Here is a 16,491-nt window from a genome sequence, read left to right as displayed (position 1 = left end):
TGTTACGCAGGACATTTTTAGTTTATTTCCATGAAATATCAGGCAGAATATAGTCCCAAAAACGGCTCCAACGTGTTTTGTAATACAGAAAAGCGCCAATATCCTGACTTGAACAGTTATCTTGATAGTACATTTTGTGATTCATCAACAGCATAGGTTTACGCTGCAAGGCCGTCATATACAGCTTGACCTGAACCTTGTAATTGTAGATTGAATGATTAGTGGAAATAGATTCGGTTTTCATTTTTTGGATATTGTGAATATACACATCAAACTTCAAGCCATTTTTGTAATCTGTTGCCTCATGAATTGTTCGATCTGCAATTGGAATAAGCGGATTGTTATCACTAAACGCTAAATATGCGTTATGTATTTTGTTTCCTTGTTGATAATTAAACTGAAGAGCTGAATTTGCAGTAGTGAAATAGGGGAGCGCATCTTGAGGATTGATTTTAAACGTGCCTGTACAATTAGTCCTGACACGCCCTCCATCTTCGTTCAAGGTAAACCAGCCAAATTGATCTTCCAATTCCGTCGTATGGGCTTCATCTACGTCAGGAAAAATCACGCCAAACTGATCTCTTTGTCTTTGCTGATTTTGCATCAAGCGATAACTATTTTGAGCACGTTTTGCAAAACGGATTTCAGGAAACATCTCTGGAGATGTAATTTTAAAATCAGAGACATTGATCATTTCACCATCAGGCAGGATGACCAATGAAAATTGTTGTTCTTGGGTGTTGGGAAGATTTTTGACCGTCACCCAATGATGTGTACTGATCATTTGCTGATTGCGTAAATGCTTGTACTGAATGCGGTACTTGCCTGCAGGAATCTCAGTCTCATTGATTAGGTCTTGTTTAAATGGATATTCGTTGAGATAGAGCGCGTCGAGACTAAAAGGTAGAAATGAAACGGTATGTACAGAGACTTTTGCGGCATGTGCGGTTGGATACAGGCACATACTTAGAATTAAGACGATAAAGCGACTTCGGTCTAGATTTTTCATTTATTATAAAGATTGATTTTTTGCGGATTATGGCAAATATGTGTGCTAATTTCAAACCGATTACCTTATCGCAATTAAAGTCTCAAAACTTGCCTGAAATCAGCTTTGAATATCCTGAGGAAGTCTATCCAAATTATGATTTGCCGCTACTCTTTAAGCCTGAGCAAGGGCTAGAGTGGCGAAAAGTGGGTTTTGGCATGGTGCCTAAATGGGCCGAAGACAAATCAATTGCACTTAAAACCTATAATGCCCGAAATGAAACTTTGTATCAAAAGCCTACGTTTATTAATGCGATTTCAAAATGTAAGTTTGGCGTAATACCCGTGTCTGAGTTTTATGAGTCAATGTATATTGATAATAAGCCGCAGCGTTGGAGTGTTAAGCGCAAAGATGGAGAAGCGTTTTATATTGCTGCCTTATATGACATTTGTAGACAAGGTGATGAGATTGTACGTTCAAGTACCATGATTACGATGGACGCTATTAAGCATGAGATGATGAAGCACTTTCATGAGCCGGGCAATGTAAAACGTTCGGTGATTGTAATTCCGCATGCGAGGTTGGAAGAGTGGCTGAGTTGGAAATCACCCAACATCCAAAGTTTTGTACAAGGTTTTCCTATTGATGAGTTTGAATGTGCACACGCACCCAAAATAAAAATCGAAAAAATCAGTCCCCAACTGAATATTTTCGATTGATATTTCGGTGATGCAAATGCTTAGCGAGCTAAGTTTTTAAAGATATGCTTTAAGCTTTCCATGGTTTTTTCAATTTGTAGGGGTGTTAAGCCTTCAAAAGATTGCTCTAGAACGACATTCGTTAGATCGTTAATCTTCTGCGTCATAGCAGTGCCTTTATCGGTTAACACGACGCGGGTAATACGCGCATCATCTTCACAAGAATAAGTATCTACCAAGCCTTCATCTTTTAAGCGATAAACGATCTTGGTTGTGGTCGACATTTTAGATACGACCATTTCAGATAAATCTGAAACGCTAGCATGTGGTTTAGACTTGAGTGCGAGCAGGATACGACGACGTGAATTATCAACGCCATACTTTTTCAATGCATGGTCGACGTTTAAAACATATTGTGAATGCACCTGAGTAACCCAGTAGAAAGGAAAATTTTCTAAACTAAAGTCATCGGTGGATGGTAAAAATTTTGAATACTTTTTTGTCATAAAGGAGTCCCCTGAATATTTGTTTTAATTTTATTTAATGTTTTAACATTCTATTGAAAAATAGAGGGTAATAGCAAGAGTTCACAATAAAAAAATAGAAAGTAGAAGATATCTCATTTTTAGATTATCTAAATAGATTATATTGATATTCTGTCTAAATGCTTAACAGAAATTAAAAATAAGGTTAAGTATAGAGATAGTGTAGTGAAAATAAATAAGTTTTTAATTTGAATTGAATATTAATATTTTTTACCAAAAGGTAGAAATAAATAATTCATTAGATTTGTCATACAATCTATTACAAGCGTCCTTAATTACATTTAATTAAAAGTCAGGTGAATTCATACTTTTTTAAAGTGGAAGAGGAGATCTCAAAAAGTAGGTTTTAACATCTAGATGTGTATTTTATATCGCCCATTCGATTTGTAATGCATTCAGCGTTTCTTAACATTTTGTCATATAGTTGATGCGAAAAAATATGCTTGAATACATTACAAATGCGCAAGATTGTGCATAATGGAATGGTCTCTAGTTACACAGGTTAAATTTATGGATCCGTCGCCGTGCGTTGGTCTGCTTGAAGATATTTTCACAATCCAGAATGAGGAAGAGAGCTAATGGAATTTTTGTTAGATCCCGGAATCTGGGTTGGTTTACTTACATTAATTATTTTAGAAATTGTACTAGGGATTGATAACCTAGTCTTTATTGCCATTTTGGCAGAAAAACTCCCTCCAGAACAACGTGACAAAGCTCGTGTACTTGGTCTTTCACTCGCATTATTAATGCGATTAGGATTGTTATTTGCAATCTCTTGGTTGGTCACATTAACAAAGCCCCTGATTACCGTTTTTGATTGGACATTCTCTGGTCGAGATCTCATATTATTGTTCGGTGGATTGTTCTTAGTTTATAAGGCAGTCACAGAGCTGCATGAGAAATTAGAAGGTAAACCAGAAGTTCAAGTGACAACAAAAGTGGCATATGCCAGCTTTACAGCAGTAGTTGCGCAAATTGTTGTCTTAGATGCGGTTTTCTCTTTAGACTCTGTCATTACAGCGATCGGTATGGTCGACAACATTTATGTCATGATGGCTGCAATGATTGTGGCAATGGCAGTGATGTTACTTGCATCTAAACCGCTAACGGCTTTTGTAAACCGACATCCGACCGTCGTGATCCTATGTTTAAGCTTCTTATTGCTTATCGGTATTAGTTTGATAGCAGAAGGTTTTGGTTTCCATATTCCGAAAGGCTATATCTACTCAGGTATTGGTGTTGCGATTGTCATCGAAGCCTTTAACCAGTTTAGTCAACGCAATGCTCAAAAACATGAAGCGAAAATTCCATTACGTCATCGTACTGCGGACAGTATTTTAAAACTGATGGGTGGGCGCTTAGAATCCGATCAAGTTGGTAATCAGGCGCAAGAAACCTTTGCAGACGAAGAGCGTTACATGATTGGGGGGGTGTTGACGCTTGCAGAGCGTTCAGTTGCGTCGATCATGACTCCCCGTAATCAAATTTCTTGGGTGGATTTAAATGACACACCTGAACAAATTCGTGAGCAAGTCCTTTCAGTGCCGCACAGTTTATTCCCTGTGTGTCGTGGTAGCTTGGATAAAGTGATTAGTATTGTCCGCGCGAAAGAACTTATTGATGTTCTAGACAGTGAAGATGATCTAAAAGCATTGATTAAACGTCATCGTCCGATCTTTATTTTCCAAAAGATGAAGGTGATTGATGCGATTAATACCTTGCGGACTTCTAAAGGCTCTTTGGTGCTGGTTACGGATGAGTTTGGGGCGGTACAAGGTCTGATTTCACCACTCGATGTGTTTGAAGCGATTGCTGGTGAATTCCCTGATGCGGATGAACAACTTGATTTGATTAAAATCGATGATGAACATTGGAAAGCTTCAGGCATGCTCGATCTGTATCAGTTAGAACTTGAATTGGAAATGCTGGATTTGATCGAAGAAGATGATGGTTATATCAGTGTTTCAGGTCTTATTTTAGATCAGACCCACGGCAATGTAGAAGTCGGTACTGTGGTTGATTTTAAAGGCATTCAATTTAAAGTCACGGCAATGGATGAAAACCGCATTAAAACGGTTGATATCTATTACCAGGCCTAATGCTCAAATATTAAAAATGACCCTAAGACAGCTTTTCGAAGCTGTCTTTTTTTATGACTAGAAAGTATAAGAAATCCTATATAACGAGGGCTGCAATTCACGATGTTAAAACGTATTATATTTACATGATGTAACAGTCAAAAAACGCTGCAACTTTTGAGCTTTTAGAGGGTTAAAGCGGTTCAAAAGTAAAAAATATTGATAGGGTTGATTTTAAAAAAGCAAGAGGGTAAATAGCGATTCATTTTTAACTTGGGGTTTTAATCATCATTGATGATCTATGAATAATTTTATTTCATTTAAATACCGCTTCGGAAAACTTTATAACTAGGGACTTTGAAAAAACATCAAAGTTAATCCATTAAGAAAATGGGTGTTGGTATGGCGATCACTGAGAATATCATTGATTTTTGCAAACTCACGACTGAAGAAAAACATGAGTTGTTTCAACGGCTCTGGGAGTTTGATCAATGTATTTTCCCAACTTCTAAGATTGAACAACTCTATCAATACATGCATGACCCCGATATTGTTGCATTACCAATCATTCAGTATTTTGAGCACGATAAACTGATCGGGCAAAATATTGTGCGTATATTAAAAATTATGCATAACAATCGGCCGATTTTTATTTTTAATTCACGGGCAGGGGTATTGGTTGATTATCGTCGGAAAAACCTGACCTTAAACTCGGCGATTAAAGTGGCGATGCAGCATCAGATTCGATTTCCAGCGATTCCGATGTGGTTTGTGGCTACATTTGCACAACCAAAGGTATATACATTATTTGCCTCGCGCTCTGTTAAGTTTTATCCAAGGCATGGTGTCCCGATGCCCACAGAGTATATGGATGTTTTAAATAGTTATAAAATCCGTCAGCATGATGTGCAGCATCGGGCTGAGGATATTTTTGTTCATCGTTGTGATTTACCGAAGGTGACGCCTGAGCAGTTGGTGCGGCTACGGAAAAAATCTGATGAACATGTTCAATTTTTTATGCAGCACGTGCCAGATTATTTTGATGGCATGGGTTTAATGTGTATTTGTAAATTAAATGTTTCAACCATCTTTGAAGCAAGTATGAATCTGGCAGTTGGGCGGGCAGTTTAATGATGGACATGGATGTGTTATGCGACAAATGACGATATATCGATTATTCGGTTTCGGTGCGGCAATCTTTTTAACGGCTTGTCAGCCTGCAGAGCAAAAAGTACAGGAACAATCGCAGAAATGTGTTGCCCCCGAAAAACTGGTTAAACAAATCTATGATCAAGAGTTGAAATTACATGCTTTGAGTAAAGATCAACTTGCTGCCTATTTTGAGCCATCGTTAGCGGAGCGTATGCAAGCGGAAATTAGCTGTAAACAGTCGCAACAAGCGTGTAATGTGGATTTTGATATTTTTACGGATAGCCAAGATCCGCAGCAAGATTCGAAAAAGGGTATTCAACCTAAACTGAGTTTTGATGAAAATAAAAATGTGGTTCGCGCTGAGTTTAAAATTGGTGATGAAGCCAAAGTATTAAATTATGAAATGAGTGGTGGAGACTGTTCAAAAATCAAAAATATCGTCTATGCGGATGATTATGACCTCGACATGATTTTGAGTAATCCAACAGAAACTATCGAAGATTCAGAAATGTTTGATGCCAATGCTGCAAGTGACAGTATGGCACAGTAAATTTTTTGTCGCATATTAATTAGTACAAAACAGTATGAATCCCTGAACAGCTTGAGTCCTTTACTTAAGCTGTTTTTGTTTTTCTCAAGCTATCTTAGCTTCATAGTGCATAAATTTGTATGTTGGCAAGTTGATTGAAATCGTCTTCATTGAGATTATAAATTTCATCTAAAAATGCAACATTAAAACTGCCGACGCTTGAACTTAGTTCATAGGCTTTTTGACCCGCAATCGCAAAGTGCAAATGTGCAGCGACCGTGCCAGCAGTAACTGTTTCACTTACGGCGCAATACGCCGCTGTTAATGCACCTAAAGCGCAGCCCGAAGCCGTTACTTTGGGTTGTAAGTAAGAACCGCCATTAACCTGTATCACCGCATTCATTTCTTTCGATAAGATGAAATCCGATTCGCCTGAAATTGCCACACATTCACAGTGTTCTAACAAGGGCACAGTATTTAAGTAAATTTCTGCACTATTGAGCGTGCTATCGACACCGCGTGATTCACCTTGATTCCCTGCAAGACCACTGATTTCTGATGCATTGCCACGGATAATGCTTGGCTTGTACTGGAGTAATTGGTCAACCATTTCAGATCGCCACGGCAAAACGGGGCCATAACCGACAGGGTCAAGCACCCAAGGTTTATTTAAATTTTGTGCTGTTTGTGCAGCAATTTGCATGGCTTGCATTTGTTCAGACGTTGGCGTGCCTAAATTGATATTTAATGCACTGGCAATCGAGGCAAAGCTTTCCGCTTCAAAGGGATTGTCAATCATTGCAGGTGAAGCACCCGCAGCCAAAAGGACATTGGCCACATAATTGCTCGCAACTACATTAGTGATGATATGCACCAAAGGTTGTTTGGATTGAAGTTCAATCCACGCATTAATAACGCTTTGCAAAAGCGGGCTATTTAAGTCAGTCAATTCACTGTTCATGGTCGTTTCAAAATTTTCAGATTGATTCATCGTTTTCTCCCTTAGCGGGTGAAGTAATGGTCTTGATGTTTACAATTACGGCAGAACAGGGTCACATAATCTGCGGCATCATAATCGACAGAGAGTTCTTGTGAACCACAGTACATGCAACGCTTTGTGGAATAAAAATTTAAGCGAGGTTCGATTTTTTTCCAAGCATGACGTATCGGTTGCACAAAGATACTTTCATCGAGTCCTAAAAAGTTAAAGAGCAAAATTTCACTCATTTTACTAAACGGTAATTGTGGCGGACGAGGGAGAGTAAAGGTTTCCCATTTTTCCTTTAAGCCACGTTCACGATATTGCTGTAAGGTCTTTTTTAACAGATTGGTATTAATGAAATTTTCATTACGCACTTGCAGAGCTTTTTGTTTATGTAGGTATTCGAGTGCTGACTGAATCATATAATAAATCTGCCCAACCGCTAGATGGTCGAGTAGGCGATAACAGAACACTTGAAAGCTTTTATTCCCTGCAATTTGAATACCCCATGTCTTACAGTAAAACTGCATGAATTGCACAATTTCTTGAAAAAGTAGGAGATACAAGCATTCTTTCACTTCGTCAGCACTTTTAAAGGGAACACCCAAGGCTAAATTTTCATAAAACCAATGACGGAGTTGCTGCGCTACGCTAAAAAGACTGGGCTCTGAATATCCATCCAGACGGACATTGATATAATACTGTTCAGCTTGTAGTGCATCATCTTTCACAATCAAAATTTGCTCATGCACGAGATGCTTTTTGAGTGACTGTTGAAAGAGATAATTCGGGCTGATGTTGTGGTATTTAATAGCGTCCCAGTCGATAAATTCTTGATGCGCCGTATGTTCTTGGACGTGATTATCCAATAAAGCCAGCAAAAAAAGTTTCTGTAAAAAACTCAGTTCACTTAATTCACGCTCAACGATATCTTTATTTTTAAGTTTACGCTGTTCTTGTAAGCGGGTTTCTTTCAGTAGTTTTTTTCGCGCGGCCTGACAGTTTTCACAATGGCAGTTATATTGCTGTTCTGGAAATATTTGATGATGACAGTGGCTACACTGGTAAAAATTAAATTCTTGCTCATCTAATTTTTCAGCATCTACCCAATACATAGATGCACGACACAACGGGCATTGCGTACTTTCATCCATTTGTTTGCGTAGAATATTGAACATGTTGCCAGCGTTTCTTGAAAGGTTAAATTGATTATACACATCTCTGTTTAAAGACGGGTTTGCAATTTCAGTTGCGGCAGCTCAGGCGATATGTCGACAAATAAAAAAAGCTGCATAGTGATGATGCAGCTTTTAGTCAGAATGGATTATTAATAGGCGGCTGGGCATGGAATCGATTCGTCCTCCTCTCCAAGTTGTTTGGCTTGTATTAAAGCTTGCACTTTTTTAGACGCGACTTTTTTAGTGCCTAATGCACTATATGAATTAAGTAATGAACTGACCTCAAAGGCTTTGAGTGGGATCCCTTCGCAGGTCATAAACATTGCAATTACCTGATGATCGATATTTGCAGCATCAAGCGCTTGCAGGGTCTTCATATTTTCAATACGGATGATGTGTTCTTTAATAAACATAATGCACCTCTTTTTGTTTTAGCCTGAATATTTTGCTTTTGGCAATTAAGTAGATGCAAAACGCATGCTCAAATGTTTTGAGTAGAGATTTTAAAGCAGATAAACTGTATATGTATTTTCTAAGATATTGAAAATAAGACATTAAATGAAAAGTAACAAAATAATATTGATGTATATTGCTATCTCAGATGCATTCTCAAAATGCTTAAACTGTTGAAAAAGAAACATCTTGGTGCATGGTTTAAACAGAAGTATGCAATCAAATCCAAATGAGAAGACTGAGATTATTTGAGAGCTTAGGTGCTTTTTGGAAGGAAACAGCTAAGCGATTGGATTTGAAAAGTATATTTGTATATATTGAGCTTATAATTCTAATGATCTAGGCTTCTAGGATTGAAACCAAGCGGAATCTACTGAACTTGATACACAGTATGATTCAGCTGGATTTCTAAAGGTTTTGATCTTTTTATCCTTTCTTTGTATGGAATACACATGTCAGACGCACTTAAAAACAGCAATATCACTCGCATGCAATTATATAAGCAGCCACAGGGTACGGTTGGCGCGCTGATTATTGGGCATGATCAAACACTAGAAAAGACGATCGAGTTATTGGGCCTGGCTCAGCAACATCAAGTATCTAAAATTTATGTGGCGGGTGCGACGGAAGAAATTCAGCAATTCCTCACCTCAAAAGTCACGGCATTTCAATTTTACTTTGCAGCAGACTACTACAGTGCACTCGATTTAATTTTCGCAAATCAATAATCCTCTAAGTCTTAAGCAGGAAAGTTTGAGCGCAATAATTTGAACGTACAGATGGATTAAGCACCTGTACTTTCTCTTTCTAGTATATAGGCGCTTTATTTATTTTAGGTAGATAAAAAAATTTGCACATTGTTATAGCTGTACTCAACTCAGGCATTTATTTTGCTTAAACATGGCGAAAATATGTGCCAGCCTTTAAATTATTCTATAAAGATGATTGAAAACAACATGCGCTGAGCCCATATATAAATCATTGTAAATGCGAAGACAGCTTATGCATCTTGTCGTATGATCAAGTCATTCACAATGTGTTCAAAAAGCTGATGAAGCAATAACTAAGGAATAGGACGAGATATGAATATTGCGGCAAATCCAGTGGTCGAAGCAGACCAAACTGTTTATTTAAAAGACTATCAAAAACCATCATTTGTCGTAGATAGTATCGATCTTGATATTCAAGTCTTTGATGACCATACCAATGTAAATGCAAAATTAGTGATGCAGCGTCAAACGGCAGGGGATTTGGTGTTATTGGGTCGTGATTTGGAACTCAAATCAATTCGCTTAAATGGTCAAGTTTTGCCAGCAGATGCCTATGTGGTCGATGCAGAACAACTGGTGATTTCAAATGCGCCTGACCAAGTTGTCATTGAAACCGAAGTTGTGATTCATCCTGAAAGCAATACTCAGCTCGAAGGCTTATACCAAGCGGCAGGCGATTTATTCGTCACTCAAAACGAGCCTGAAGGCTTCCGTAAAATTACCTATTATCCTGACCGTCCTGATGTGCTATCGGTATTTACTACACGTGTTGAAGCGGATAAAAAATTCCCTGTATTACTTGCCAATGGTAATTTGATTGAAGCGGGTGAAACCGGGGAAGGTCGTCATTATACCGTTTGGCAAGATCCAACCAAAAAACCATCGTATCTATTTGCTTGTGTGATTGGTGATTTGGCAGTACTCAAAGACTCTTATGTGACGTCTGAAGGTCGTAATGTTGCTTTAGAAATCTATGCAGAAGAAAAAGACATTCCAAAATGTCATATTGCGATGGAAGCTTTAAAGCACTCGATGCGTTGGGACGAAGAGCATTATGGTCGTCCTTATGATTTAGACAATTATATGATCGTGGCAACCAGTGCATTTAACATGGGTGCAATGGAAAACAAAGGCTTGAATATTTTCAACACCTCTTGTGTGCTTGCTGATGAAGAATATACAACTGATGCAGCGATCATGCGCGTTCAATCGGTGATTGCACATGAATACTTCCATAACTGGACGGGTAACCGTATTACCTGTCGTGATTGGTTCCAACTTTGTTTAAAAGAAGGTTTGACAGTATTCCGTGATCAGTCGTTCTCAGAAGATTTACAATCTGCTGCGGTACAACGTATCGATGACGTTGCAGTGTTAAAAGCACACCAATTCCCAGAAGATTCAGGCCCGCTTTCACATCCACCGCGTCCAGATCATTTTGTTGAAATTAATAACTTCTATACAGCAACAGTGTACGAAAAAGGTGCGGAAATTAACCGTATGATGGCGACACTCCTGGGCAAAGAAAAATTCCGTGCAGGTACTGACGAATATTTCAAACGCCACGATGGTCAAGCTGTGACTGTTGAAGATTGGGTGGCAGCACTGACAGCAGGTTCAGGTGTAGATTTATCGAGTTTCTTGATTTGGTATAACCAACCGGGTACACCAAAACTTGAAGCAAAAGGTGAGTATGATGCTGCAAATCAAACCTATACTTTAAGCTTGAAACAAAGCTTAAAAGCGCATCCGAAATATCCAAATTTAAAAGCTGTGCCTATTCCTGTGGCTTTGGCATTGTTTGATGCGACGAGTGGTGAACAGTTAGTTCTCAGCTCAGATGCATTGGTTGAAAATGGCATTAAAGATGGTGTGTATTTATTTGATACCGATACTGCAACCATTACATTTAGCGGTGTAAAAACCCAGCCTGTTGTGTCTTTACTGCGTAATCTCTCTGCACCTGTTAATCTTGAATTTAACTATTCAGATGAAGAGCTTGCTTTCCTGATGCAGTACGAGCCGAATGGTTTTAACCAATGGCAAGCCAGCCAAACCTTGTTAGAACGTATTTTGTTAAATGGCCATGATGCCGACATCTATGTTCAAGCTATTCAAAATACATTACCAGCATTGGTTGAGCGTGATCCACTACTTGCTTCACGTTTATTCGATGTACCGACAGAGGGTTATTTAGGTAGCCGTATTGATGCCGACTACAGTCCTGCCCAAGTGCAAGAACAGCGTGAAGCACTTTTAAGTCGTGTGGCACGTGAGTTAGATGCTTTCTTTAAAGAGACTTATGCAACTTTAGACCCAGATGCGCAGAAAGAATTTTCACAAGCTATGGGTGTTCGTGCATTGAAAAACATCATGTTGAGTATGATGGTACGTCAAGGCGATGCATCCGTATTTGAATTGGCCTATGAACAATTCAGCTCTACAGGCAATATGTCTGAACGTCTTGGTGCTTTAAAAGTATTGGTTTGGAATGATGCACCACAAGCACAGCAAGCTTTAGAAACCTTCTATACACGCTTTAAGAATGAAGCTTTGTCGATGGACCAATGGTTTATGTTGCAAGCGGCACATCCGAAAGCAACTGCGGAAACCATTAAGGCACTGACTGCTCATCCTGACTATGACTTGAAAGTACCGAACCGTATTCGTGCGGTTACTGGTGGCTTAAATAGCAATCCTGTCAACACTTGGAGCTTTGGTGTGCAGCATATTGTTGAATTGGCAAAACTCCTCGATGAGAAAAATCCAATTGTCGGTTCACGGTTACTGCAAATTTTGTCCCGTTGGTACACGTTGGCAGAGCCGCAGCGTAGTGAAGTCAAAGCCGAACTTGAAGCGCTTAAACCTGTCGTGAAATCGAAGAATGTATCAGAAACCTTAAATAGCATGTTAAGTGTTTAATCATTCAACCTCTCTGTACGATTGATTTGAGTTAAATCAGTCGTACTGAAATGAGCCTGTTGCCATGGCTATGGCAGCAGGCTTTTTTTATATCCAGTCTTTTTATCCAATCTTTAGCTAGAATTGAAAATCAATCATGTTTAGATGGCTGAAACTCAAAAATTTTCTCTGAGCATTTATTTAAATTACATAATAATTGCAATATAAATCACATAATGGCGCTACAATAAAATAGGTCTAACATATGAATGACTGTATGCGGTAAGGCATCCAAGTTCATGAATGTTTAGATTTTTTATCTATTTCATTGTGCAAGATTTTGAGGCGGGTCATGTTAGTTAAGGTTGATGAAGGTTTTTATTTAAACTCACATCATATTATTGCAATTCGAATTAATAGAGATTTGCTTGATACCTTTGTTGTTTCGGTAGAATACACACCCAATAGTGTGCAAAACACAGGTGTATTTGAAAAGAAATTCAATGCGCGCCGCGATGCAGAACAATACCTACAGACTCTGAATCAAATCATTGGTAAATCGTAAAAGCTAAAGTGTATATCGTGGATATTGTCTAGATTGAAAGCGATATGATATGAATTACACTCAGATTGATATCTAGCAAAAGGGATGAAGCGCATCCCTTTTTTTGTGCTTATCTGAGCGAAATTGATGGGAAGTATTGAAAATAAATCATTCTATCGATACAACTCGATTTGCACGTCCAATATTTTCCTGACATGCTGTAGCCATCCAAAATGAGTTAAAACTATATGCGAATCAGTATTGTGGGTGCAGGTCGTGTTGCACATCATTTGCTCAATGTGCTTCATCCACAACATCACATTGTGCAAGTTTATGCGCGAAATCTCGATAATGCAGAAAAACTTGCAGCAAGAGTAGGTGCAGAAGCTATTCATACCCCAACTAAGTTGAATGCTGAGATTGATCTTTTGATCATTGCGGTGAGCGACCAATCGATTGCAACCGTTATTCAGCAAGTCAAAGCCTATCTGCCACAAGTTTTGATTGTGCATACGTCAGGTAGCACCAATATCACGGTACTGACCCAACAGCATTCGCGAGCAGGGGTGTTTTATCCTTTACAAACCTTTAGTTTAGATCGAGATGTGGACTGGATGTCGACACCGATCTTTGTAGAAGCGGCCGACTCTGCAGATTTGACGACACTTACAGATTTAGCAAACAGCATTAGCCAAAGGGTTTATCAATATGATTCGGCACAACGTTTAAGTCTGCATCTTGCTGCGGTGTTCGCATGTAATTTTAGTAATTATTGTTATGACATGGCAAAGCAGGTTGTCGATGCAAAATACGTCGATTTTAGCTTGCTTTATCCATTGATTTTAGAGACAGCCAATAAAGCGACTCAGGCTGAACCGCGTAACATGCAAACAGGCCCTGCAATGCGTGGGGATCAAAATATCATGCAGATGCACGCCAAAATGCTTGAGCAAGCTGATCAAGTCGATCTGAAAGCTGTCTATGAAATGCTGAGTCAGCAGATTCTTGGACATCATCAGAAATAAACAATCTATAAAGAACAATGAATATTTATTAGCATTAGAAATGCATGTCAAAGAGGATGTTACATGGCAAAAGATTTTAATAGCCCGCAAGTGGTCGAAATTTATGATGCGCATATACGAAAATTAATTCCCGGCTATGAACTTGTCCATCAACAGATTCAGGCGGTGTTGAATTGCCATGTCGCTGAAGATGCCCGTATATTGATCATTGGATGTGGAACGGGCTATGAATTGGGGTATCTCATGGCCTTGAATCCAACATGGTCATTTACCGTTACAGAATTGTCTGAAAACATGCTGAATCAAACACGGCAACGTGTTGAAGCCGCTGGACAGTTGCATCGCGTCAATTTTGTTTTGGGCAGTCATACAACTTTTGAGCAAGTGAGTTGTTTTGATGCGGTGCTGGGTATCTTGGTGACGCATTTCATTGCGTTGTCAGAGAAAACGGTCTTTTTAGCAAAAGCTTTTGAATTGCTTAAACCGCAGGGCATTTTTGTAAGTTTTGACTTGATGCAAACTCATTCGCGTTTTGAGCAGCATGTACTGCCTGAGTTTTGCAAAATGCAGGGTTTATCTGCATCGCAAGCGACAAAAATGATGCAACGTTTAGAGGATGATTTTGAGCTGATTAGCCAGCAGCACTATCAAAGTTTACTAACGGAAATAGGCTTTGATCAAATCAACTGTTTTAGCCAAATCTTCAGCTACGTAGCTTACTGTGCTTTTAAAACGGCTATAGATTAAAATAATAAAGTCCAAAATTGGGTGTATTAAATTCATTGATCATTTTGGATAGATATTGTTGCTATCTTGCATGAGTAACGTATGCCTCAAAATTTCGATCAACAGTTTCATCCTTTTTGCACAGTAGCACGCTCATTATTTTAAAAAAGAAACTTTTCAGTCAGCGTTAAATCACTTATTGTGCATTTATAAAAAGAATCAATTGGATGAAAATAATGTCTAAAATGGAATTTGATTATATCGTGATTGGTGGCGGAAGTGCGGGATGGCCTCAGTGAAGATCCGAATATATCTGTGTGCTTACTAGAAGCAGGTGGGCAAGGTGATCAGTGGACGGTCAATATTCCAGCTGCATGCGTGGTGAGCTTACCGACTAAAATCAATAATTGGGCCTTTGAAACTGTGCCGCAAGCTGGCTTGAATGGTCGTAAAGGCTATCAACCGCGTGGAAAATGCCTTGGCGGTTCATCCAGTATTAATGCCATGATTTATATTCGTGGACATAAAAATGATTATGATCAATGGGCGGTACAGGGCAATACTGGCTGGTCATATGATGAGGTCTTGCCATATTTTATTCGCTCAGAAAATAACAACCGAATACAGAATGAATTCCACGGAAATGACGGCCCTCTATCCGTCACAGATGTACAAAGTGACAATATTTTCCATCAACGCTATACCGAAGCGGCTCGTGCACAAGGCCATAAAGTCCTCGATGATTTTAATGGCGCAGAACAAGAAGGCTTAGGGGTTTATCAGGTTACGCATATCAATGGAGAGCGTTGTAGTGTGGCACGTGCGTATTTATTTCCACATTTAGATCGGCCAAATTTAACTGTATTGACCAAAGCAACAACGCATAAAATTACCATAGAACATCAAGTCGCGACTGGCGTAGAAGTACACCATGCAGGGCAAATGAAACACCTAAAAGCCAGACGTGAAGTCTTGCTCAGTGCTGGAGCGATGCAGTCACCGCAGATTTTAATGTTGTCGGGTGTGGGAGACCAGGCTGAACTTCAAGCTCATGGCATTGAAGTGAAACACCATTTACCGGGTGTAGGAAAGAACTTTCACGATCATCCAGATTTCATTTTTGGTTATAAAGTCAAAGAATACCAAGGCACATTTGGCGTATCTTTACCGGGTTCAATTGATATGTTTAAGCAGATTGGTCGCTATCGTAAGGAACGACGAGGCATGATTGCTTCAAATTTTGCAGAATGCGGTGGTTTTCTAAAGTCTTCACCCAATTTAGCAATGCCAAATTTGCAATTACACTTTGTCGTGGCGTTAGTAGATGACCATGCACGGAAATTTCATGCAAGTCATGGTTTGTCGTGTCATGTGTGTCTGCTCAATCCAAGAAGTCGCGGTACGATCAAATTGAGTGGTTCTAGTGTAAATGCTCCATTATTGATTGATCCAAACTTTTTAGGGGATGAGCAGGATTTAGAAGATTTGGTACAAGGTTTTAAGTTGACGCAGCAGTTAATGATGTCGCCGTCTTTATCGAGTCATTATCAGCAAGATTTATTTACCTCACTGGTCAAAACAGATGATGACATACGTGCAATCTTACGTCAGCGTGTGGATACGGTTTATCACCCTGTCGGTAGTTGTAAGATGGGCGTAGATGAGATGTCTGTGGTTGACCCTGAATTGAAAGTCTACGGGATTCAAAACCTTCGTGTAGTCGATGCCTCCATCATGCCTTCTGTGGTGAATGGCAATACCAATGCCCCAACAGTGATGATTGCTGAAAAAGCCCTGGATATGATTCGTCAAAGTCAGCTCCAAGCGCAAGTAGCCTAGGTGTAAGCAGTTTTCCTGTGATTTGAAACAACACAGAAAAATCTTAGATCAAAAACAGCAATAAAAAACCACCGCTAACGGTG

At 39.2% G+C, this 16,491-nt stretch carries 14 protein-coding genes and 1 pseudogene; 10 read left to right on the top strand and 5 right to left on the bottom strand.

Annotated features, from left to right (window positions below; translation table 11 throughout):
• Positions 1-22: 22 nt before the first annotated feature.
• Positions 23-1,009: a hypothetical protein gene (locus tag AC4CU0_RS09350; protein WP_490743010.1), complete on the bottom strand. Its 987-nt coding sequence runs from the start codon at positions 1,007-1,009 to the stop codon at positions 23-25.
• A 38-nt stretch (positions 1,010-1,047) separates the two neighbouring features.
• On the opposite strand from AC4CU0_RS09350, the gene AC4CU0_RS09345 reads away from it, so the two are divergent.
• Positions 1,048-1,707 (top strand): SOS response-associated peptidase family protein, encoded by a 660-nt coding sequence (locus AC4CU0_RS09345; RefSeq protein ID WP_490743009.1) that lies wholly within the window; start codon positions 1,048-1,050, stop codon positions 1,705-1,707.
• A 20-nt stretch (positions 1,708-1,727) separates the two neighbouring features.
• Here AC4CU0_RS09345 and AC4CU0_RS09340 read toward each other — a convergent pair whose 3' ends face one another.
• The gene (locus AC4CU0_RS09340) at positions 1,728-2,192 is read right to left on the bottom strand and encodes a MarR family winged helix-turn-helix transcriptional regulator (RefSeq protein ID WP_078193646.1); all 465 of its coding nucleotides are present in this window, start codon (positions 2,190-2,192) and stop codon (positions 1,728-1,730) included.
• A gap of 617 nt (positions 2,193-2,809) precedes the next feature.
• Here AC4CU0_RS09340 and AC4CU0_RS09335 point away from each other — a divergent pair.
• From AC4CU0_RS09335 to AC4CU0_RS09325, 3 genes are all read left to right on the top strand, one after another.
• Positions 2,810-4,330 (top strand): TerC family protein, encoded by a 1,521-nt coding sequence (locus AC4CU0_RS09335; RefSeq protein ID WP_180102689.1) that lies wholly within the window; start codon positions 2,810-2,812, stop codon positions 4,328-4,330.
• 381 nt (positions 4,331-4,711) lie between these two features.
• The gene (locus AC4CU0_RS09330; RefSeq protein WP_490743008.1) at positions 4,712-5,440 is read left to right on the top strand and encodes a hypothetical protein; all 729 of its coding nucleotides are present in this window, start codon (positions 4,712-4,714) and stop codon (positions 5,438-5,440) included.
• Between the two features lie 19 nt (positions 5,441-5,459).
• Positions 5,460-6,011 (top strand): hypothetical protein, encoded by a 552-nt coding sequence (locus tag AC4CU0_RS09325; protein WP_490743007.1) that lies wholly within the window; start codon positions 5,460-5,462, stop codon positions 6,009-6,011.
• A gap of 100 nt (positions 6,012-6,111) precedes the next feature.
• Here the strand turns inward: AC4CU0_RS09325 and thiM are convergent, their stop codons facing one another.
• The 3 genes from thiM to AC4CU0_RS09310 form a co-directional block, all read right to left on the bottom strand.
• Positions 6,112-6,981, bottom strand: coding sequence for a hydroxyethylthiazole kinase (thiM, locus tag AC4CU0_RS09320; protein WP_490743006.1), 870 nt, complete (start codon positions 6,979-6,981; stop codon positions 6,112-6,114).
• 11 nt (positions 6,982-6,992) lie between these two features.
• Entirely contained in the window at positions 6,993-8,150 is a 1,158-nt protein-coding gene (locus tag AC4CU0_RS09315) for a hypothetical protein (protein ID WP_490743005.1), read from the bottom strand.
• 149 nt (positions 8,151-8,299) lie between these two features.
• Entirely contained in the window at positions 8,300-8,563 is a 264-nt protein-coding gene (locus tag AC4CU0_RS09310) for a hypothetical protein (RefSeq protein ID WP_078193641.1), read from the bottom strand.
• A gap of 492 nt (positions 8,564-9,055) precedes the next feature.
• On the opposite strand from AC4CU0_RS09310, the gene AC4CU0_RS09305 reads away from it, so the two are divergent.
• The 6 genes and pseudogenes from AC4CU0_RS09305 to AC4CU0_RS09280 all read left to right on the top strand — a co-directional run bounded on the left by AC4CU0_RS09305 (position 9,056) and on the right by AC4CU0_RS09280 (position 16,408).
• Positions 9,056-9,331, top strand: coding sequence for a hypothetical protein (locus AC4CU0_RS09305; protein ID WP_490743004.1), 276 nt, complete (start codon positions 9,056-9,058; stop codon positions 9,329-9,331).
• Between the two features lie 354 nt (positions 9,332-9,685).
• Positions 9,686-12,295, top strand: coding sequence for an aminopeptidase N (gene pepN / locus AC4CU0_RS09300; RefSeq protein WP_490743003.1), 2,610 nt, complete (start codon positions 9,686-9,688; stop codon positions 12,293-12,295).
• A gap of 331 nt (positions 12,296-12,626) precedes the next feature.
• Positions 12,627-12,839: a hypothetical protein gene (locus AC4CU0_RS09295; protein WP_078193638.1), complete on the top strand. Its 213-nt coding sequence runs from the start codon at positions 12,627-12,629 to the stop codon at positions 12,837-12,839.
• 227 nt (positions 12,840-13,066) lie between these two features.
• Positions 13,067-13,843, top strand: a complete 777-nt coding sequence (locus AC4CU0_RS09290; RefSeq protein ID WP_490743002.1) for a Rossmann-like and DUF2520 domain-containing protein — start codon at positions 13,067-13,069, stop codon at positions 13,841-13,843.
• Positions 13,844-13,906: 63 nt separating this feature from the next.
• Positions 13,907-14,590, top strand: coding sequence for a class I SAM-dependent methyltransferase (locus AC4CU0_RS09285; protein ID WP_490743001.1), 684 nt, complete (start codon positions 13,907-13,909; stop codon positions 14,588-14,590).
• A 215-nt stretch (positions 14,591-14,805) separates the two neighbouring features.
• Positions 14,806-16,408: pseudogene (locus AC4CU0_RS09280) on the top strand (GMC family oxidoreductase).
• Positions 16,409-16,491 lie beyond the last annotated feature (83 nt).

Source organism: Acinetobacter sp. LipI_15 (assembly GCF_058242865.1).
Note: the sequence above shows the minus strand (reverse complement) of the source record. Positions and strands in the feature narration are given on the sequence as shown.

What these genes read in the sequence shown, in the direction of transcription:
- pepN (WP_490743003.1), top strand. Translation starts at nt 9,686, where the DNA reads ATGAATATTGCGGCAAATCCAGTGGTCGAAGCAGACCAAACTGTTTAT.
- AC4CU0_RS09330 (WP_490743008.1), top strand. Translation starts at nt 4,712, where the DNA reads ATGGCGATCACTGAGAATATCATTGATTTTTGCAAACTCACGACTGAA.
- AC4CU0_RS09290 (WP_490743002.1), top strand. Translation starts at nt 13,067, where the DNA reads ATGCGAATCAGTATTGTGGGTGCAGGTCGTGTTGCACATCATTTGCTC.
- thiM (WP_490743006.1), bottom strand. Translation starts at nt 6,981, where the DNA reads ATGAATCAATCTGAAAATTTTGAAACGACCATGAACAGTGAATTGACT.
- AC4CU0_RS09345 (WP_490743009.1), top strand. Translation starts at nt 1,048, where the DNA reads ATGTGTGCTAATTTCAAACCGATTACCTTATCGCAATTAAAGTCTCAA.
- AC4CU0_RS09285 (WP_490743001.1), top strand. Translation starts at nt 13,907, where the DNA reads ATGGCAAAAGATTTTAATAGCCCGCAAGTGGTCGAAATTTATGATGCG.
- AC4CU0_RS09315 (WP_490743005.1), bottom strand. Translation starts at nt 8,150, where the DNA reads ATGTTCAATATTCTACGCAAACAAATGGATGAAAGTACGCAATGCCCG.
- AC4CU0_RS09350 (WP_490743010.1), bottom strand. Translation starts at nt 1,009, where the DNA reads ATGAAAAATCTAGACCGAAGTCGCTTTATCGTCTTAATTCTAAGTATG.
- AC4CU0_RS09295 (WP_078193638.1), top strand. Translation starts at nt 12,627, where the DNA reads ATGTTAGTTAAGGTTGATGAAGGTTTTTATTTAAACTCACATCATATT.
- AC4CU0_RS09305 (WP_490743004.1), top strand. Translation starts at nt 9,056, where the DNA reads ATGTCAGACGCACTTAAAAACAGCAATATCACTCGCATGCAATTATAT.
- AC4CU0_RS09310 (WP_078193641.1), bottom strand. Translation starts at nt 8,563, where the DNA reads ATGTTTATTAAAGAACACATCATCCGTATTGAAAATATGAAGACCCTG.
- AC4CU0_RS09335 (WP_180102689.1), top strand. Translation starts at nt 2,810, where the DNA reads ATGGAATTTTTGTTAGATCCCGGAATCTGGGTTGGTTTACTTACATTA.
- AC4CU0_RS09340 (WP_078193646.1), bottom strand. Translation starts at nt 2,192, where the DNA reads ATGACAAAAAAGTATTCAAAATTTTTACCATCCACCGATGACTTTAGT.
- AC4CU0_RS09325 (WP_490743007.1), top strand. Translation starts at nt 5,460, where the DNA reads ATGCGACAAATGACGATATATCGATTATTCGGTTTCGGTGCGGCAATC.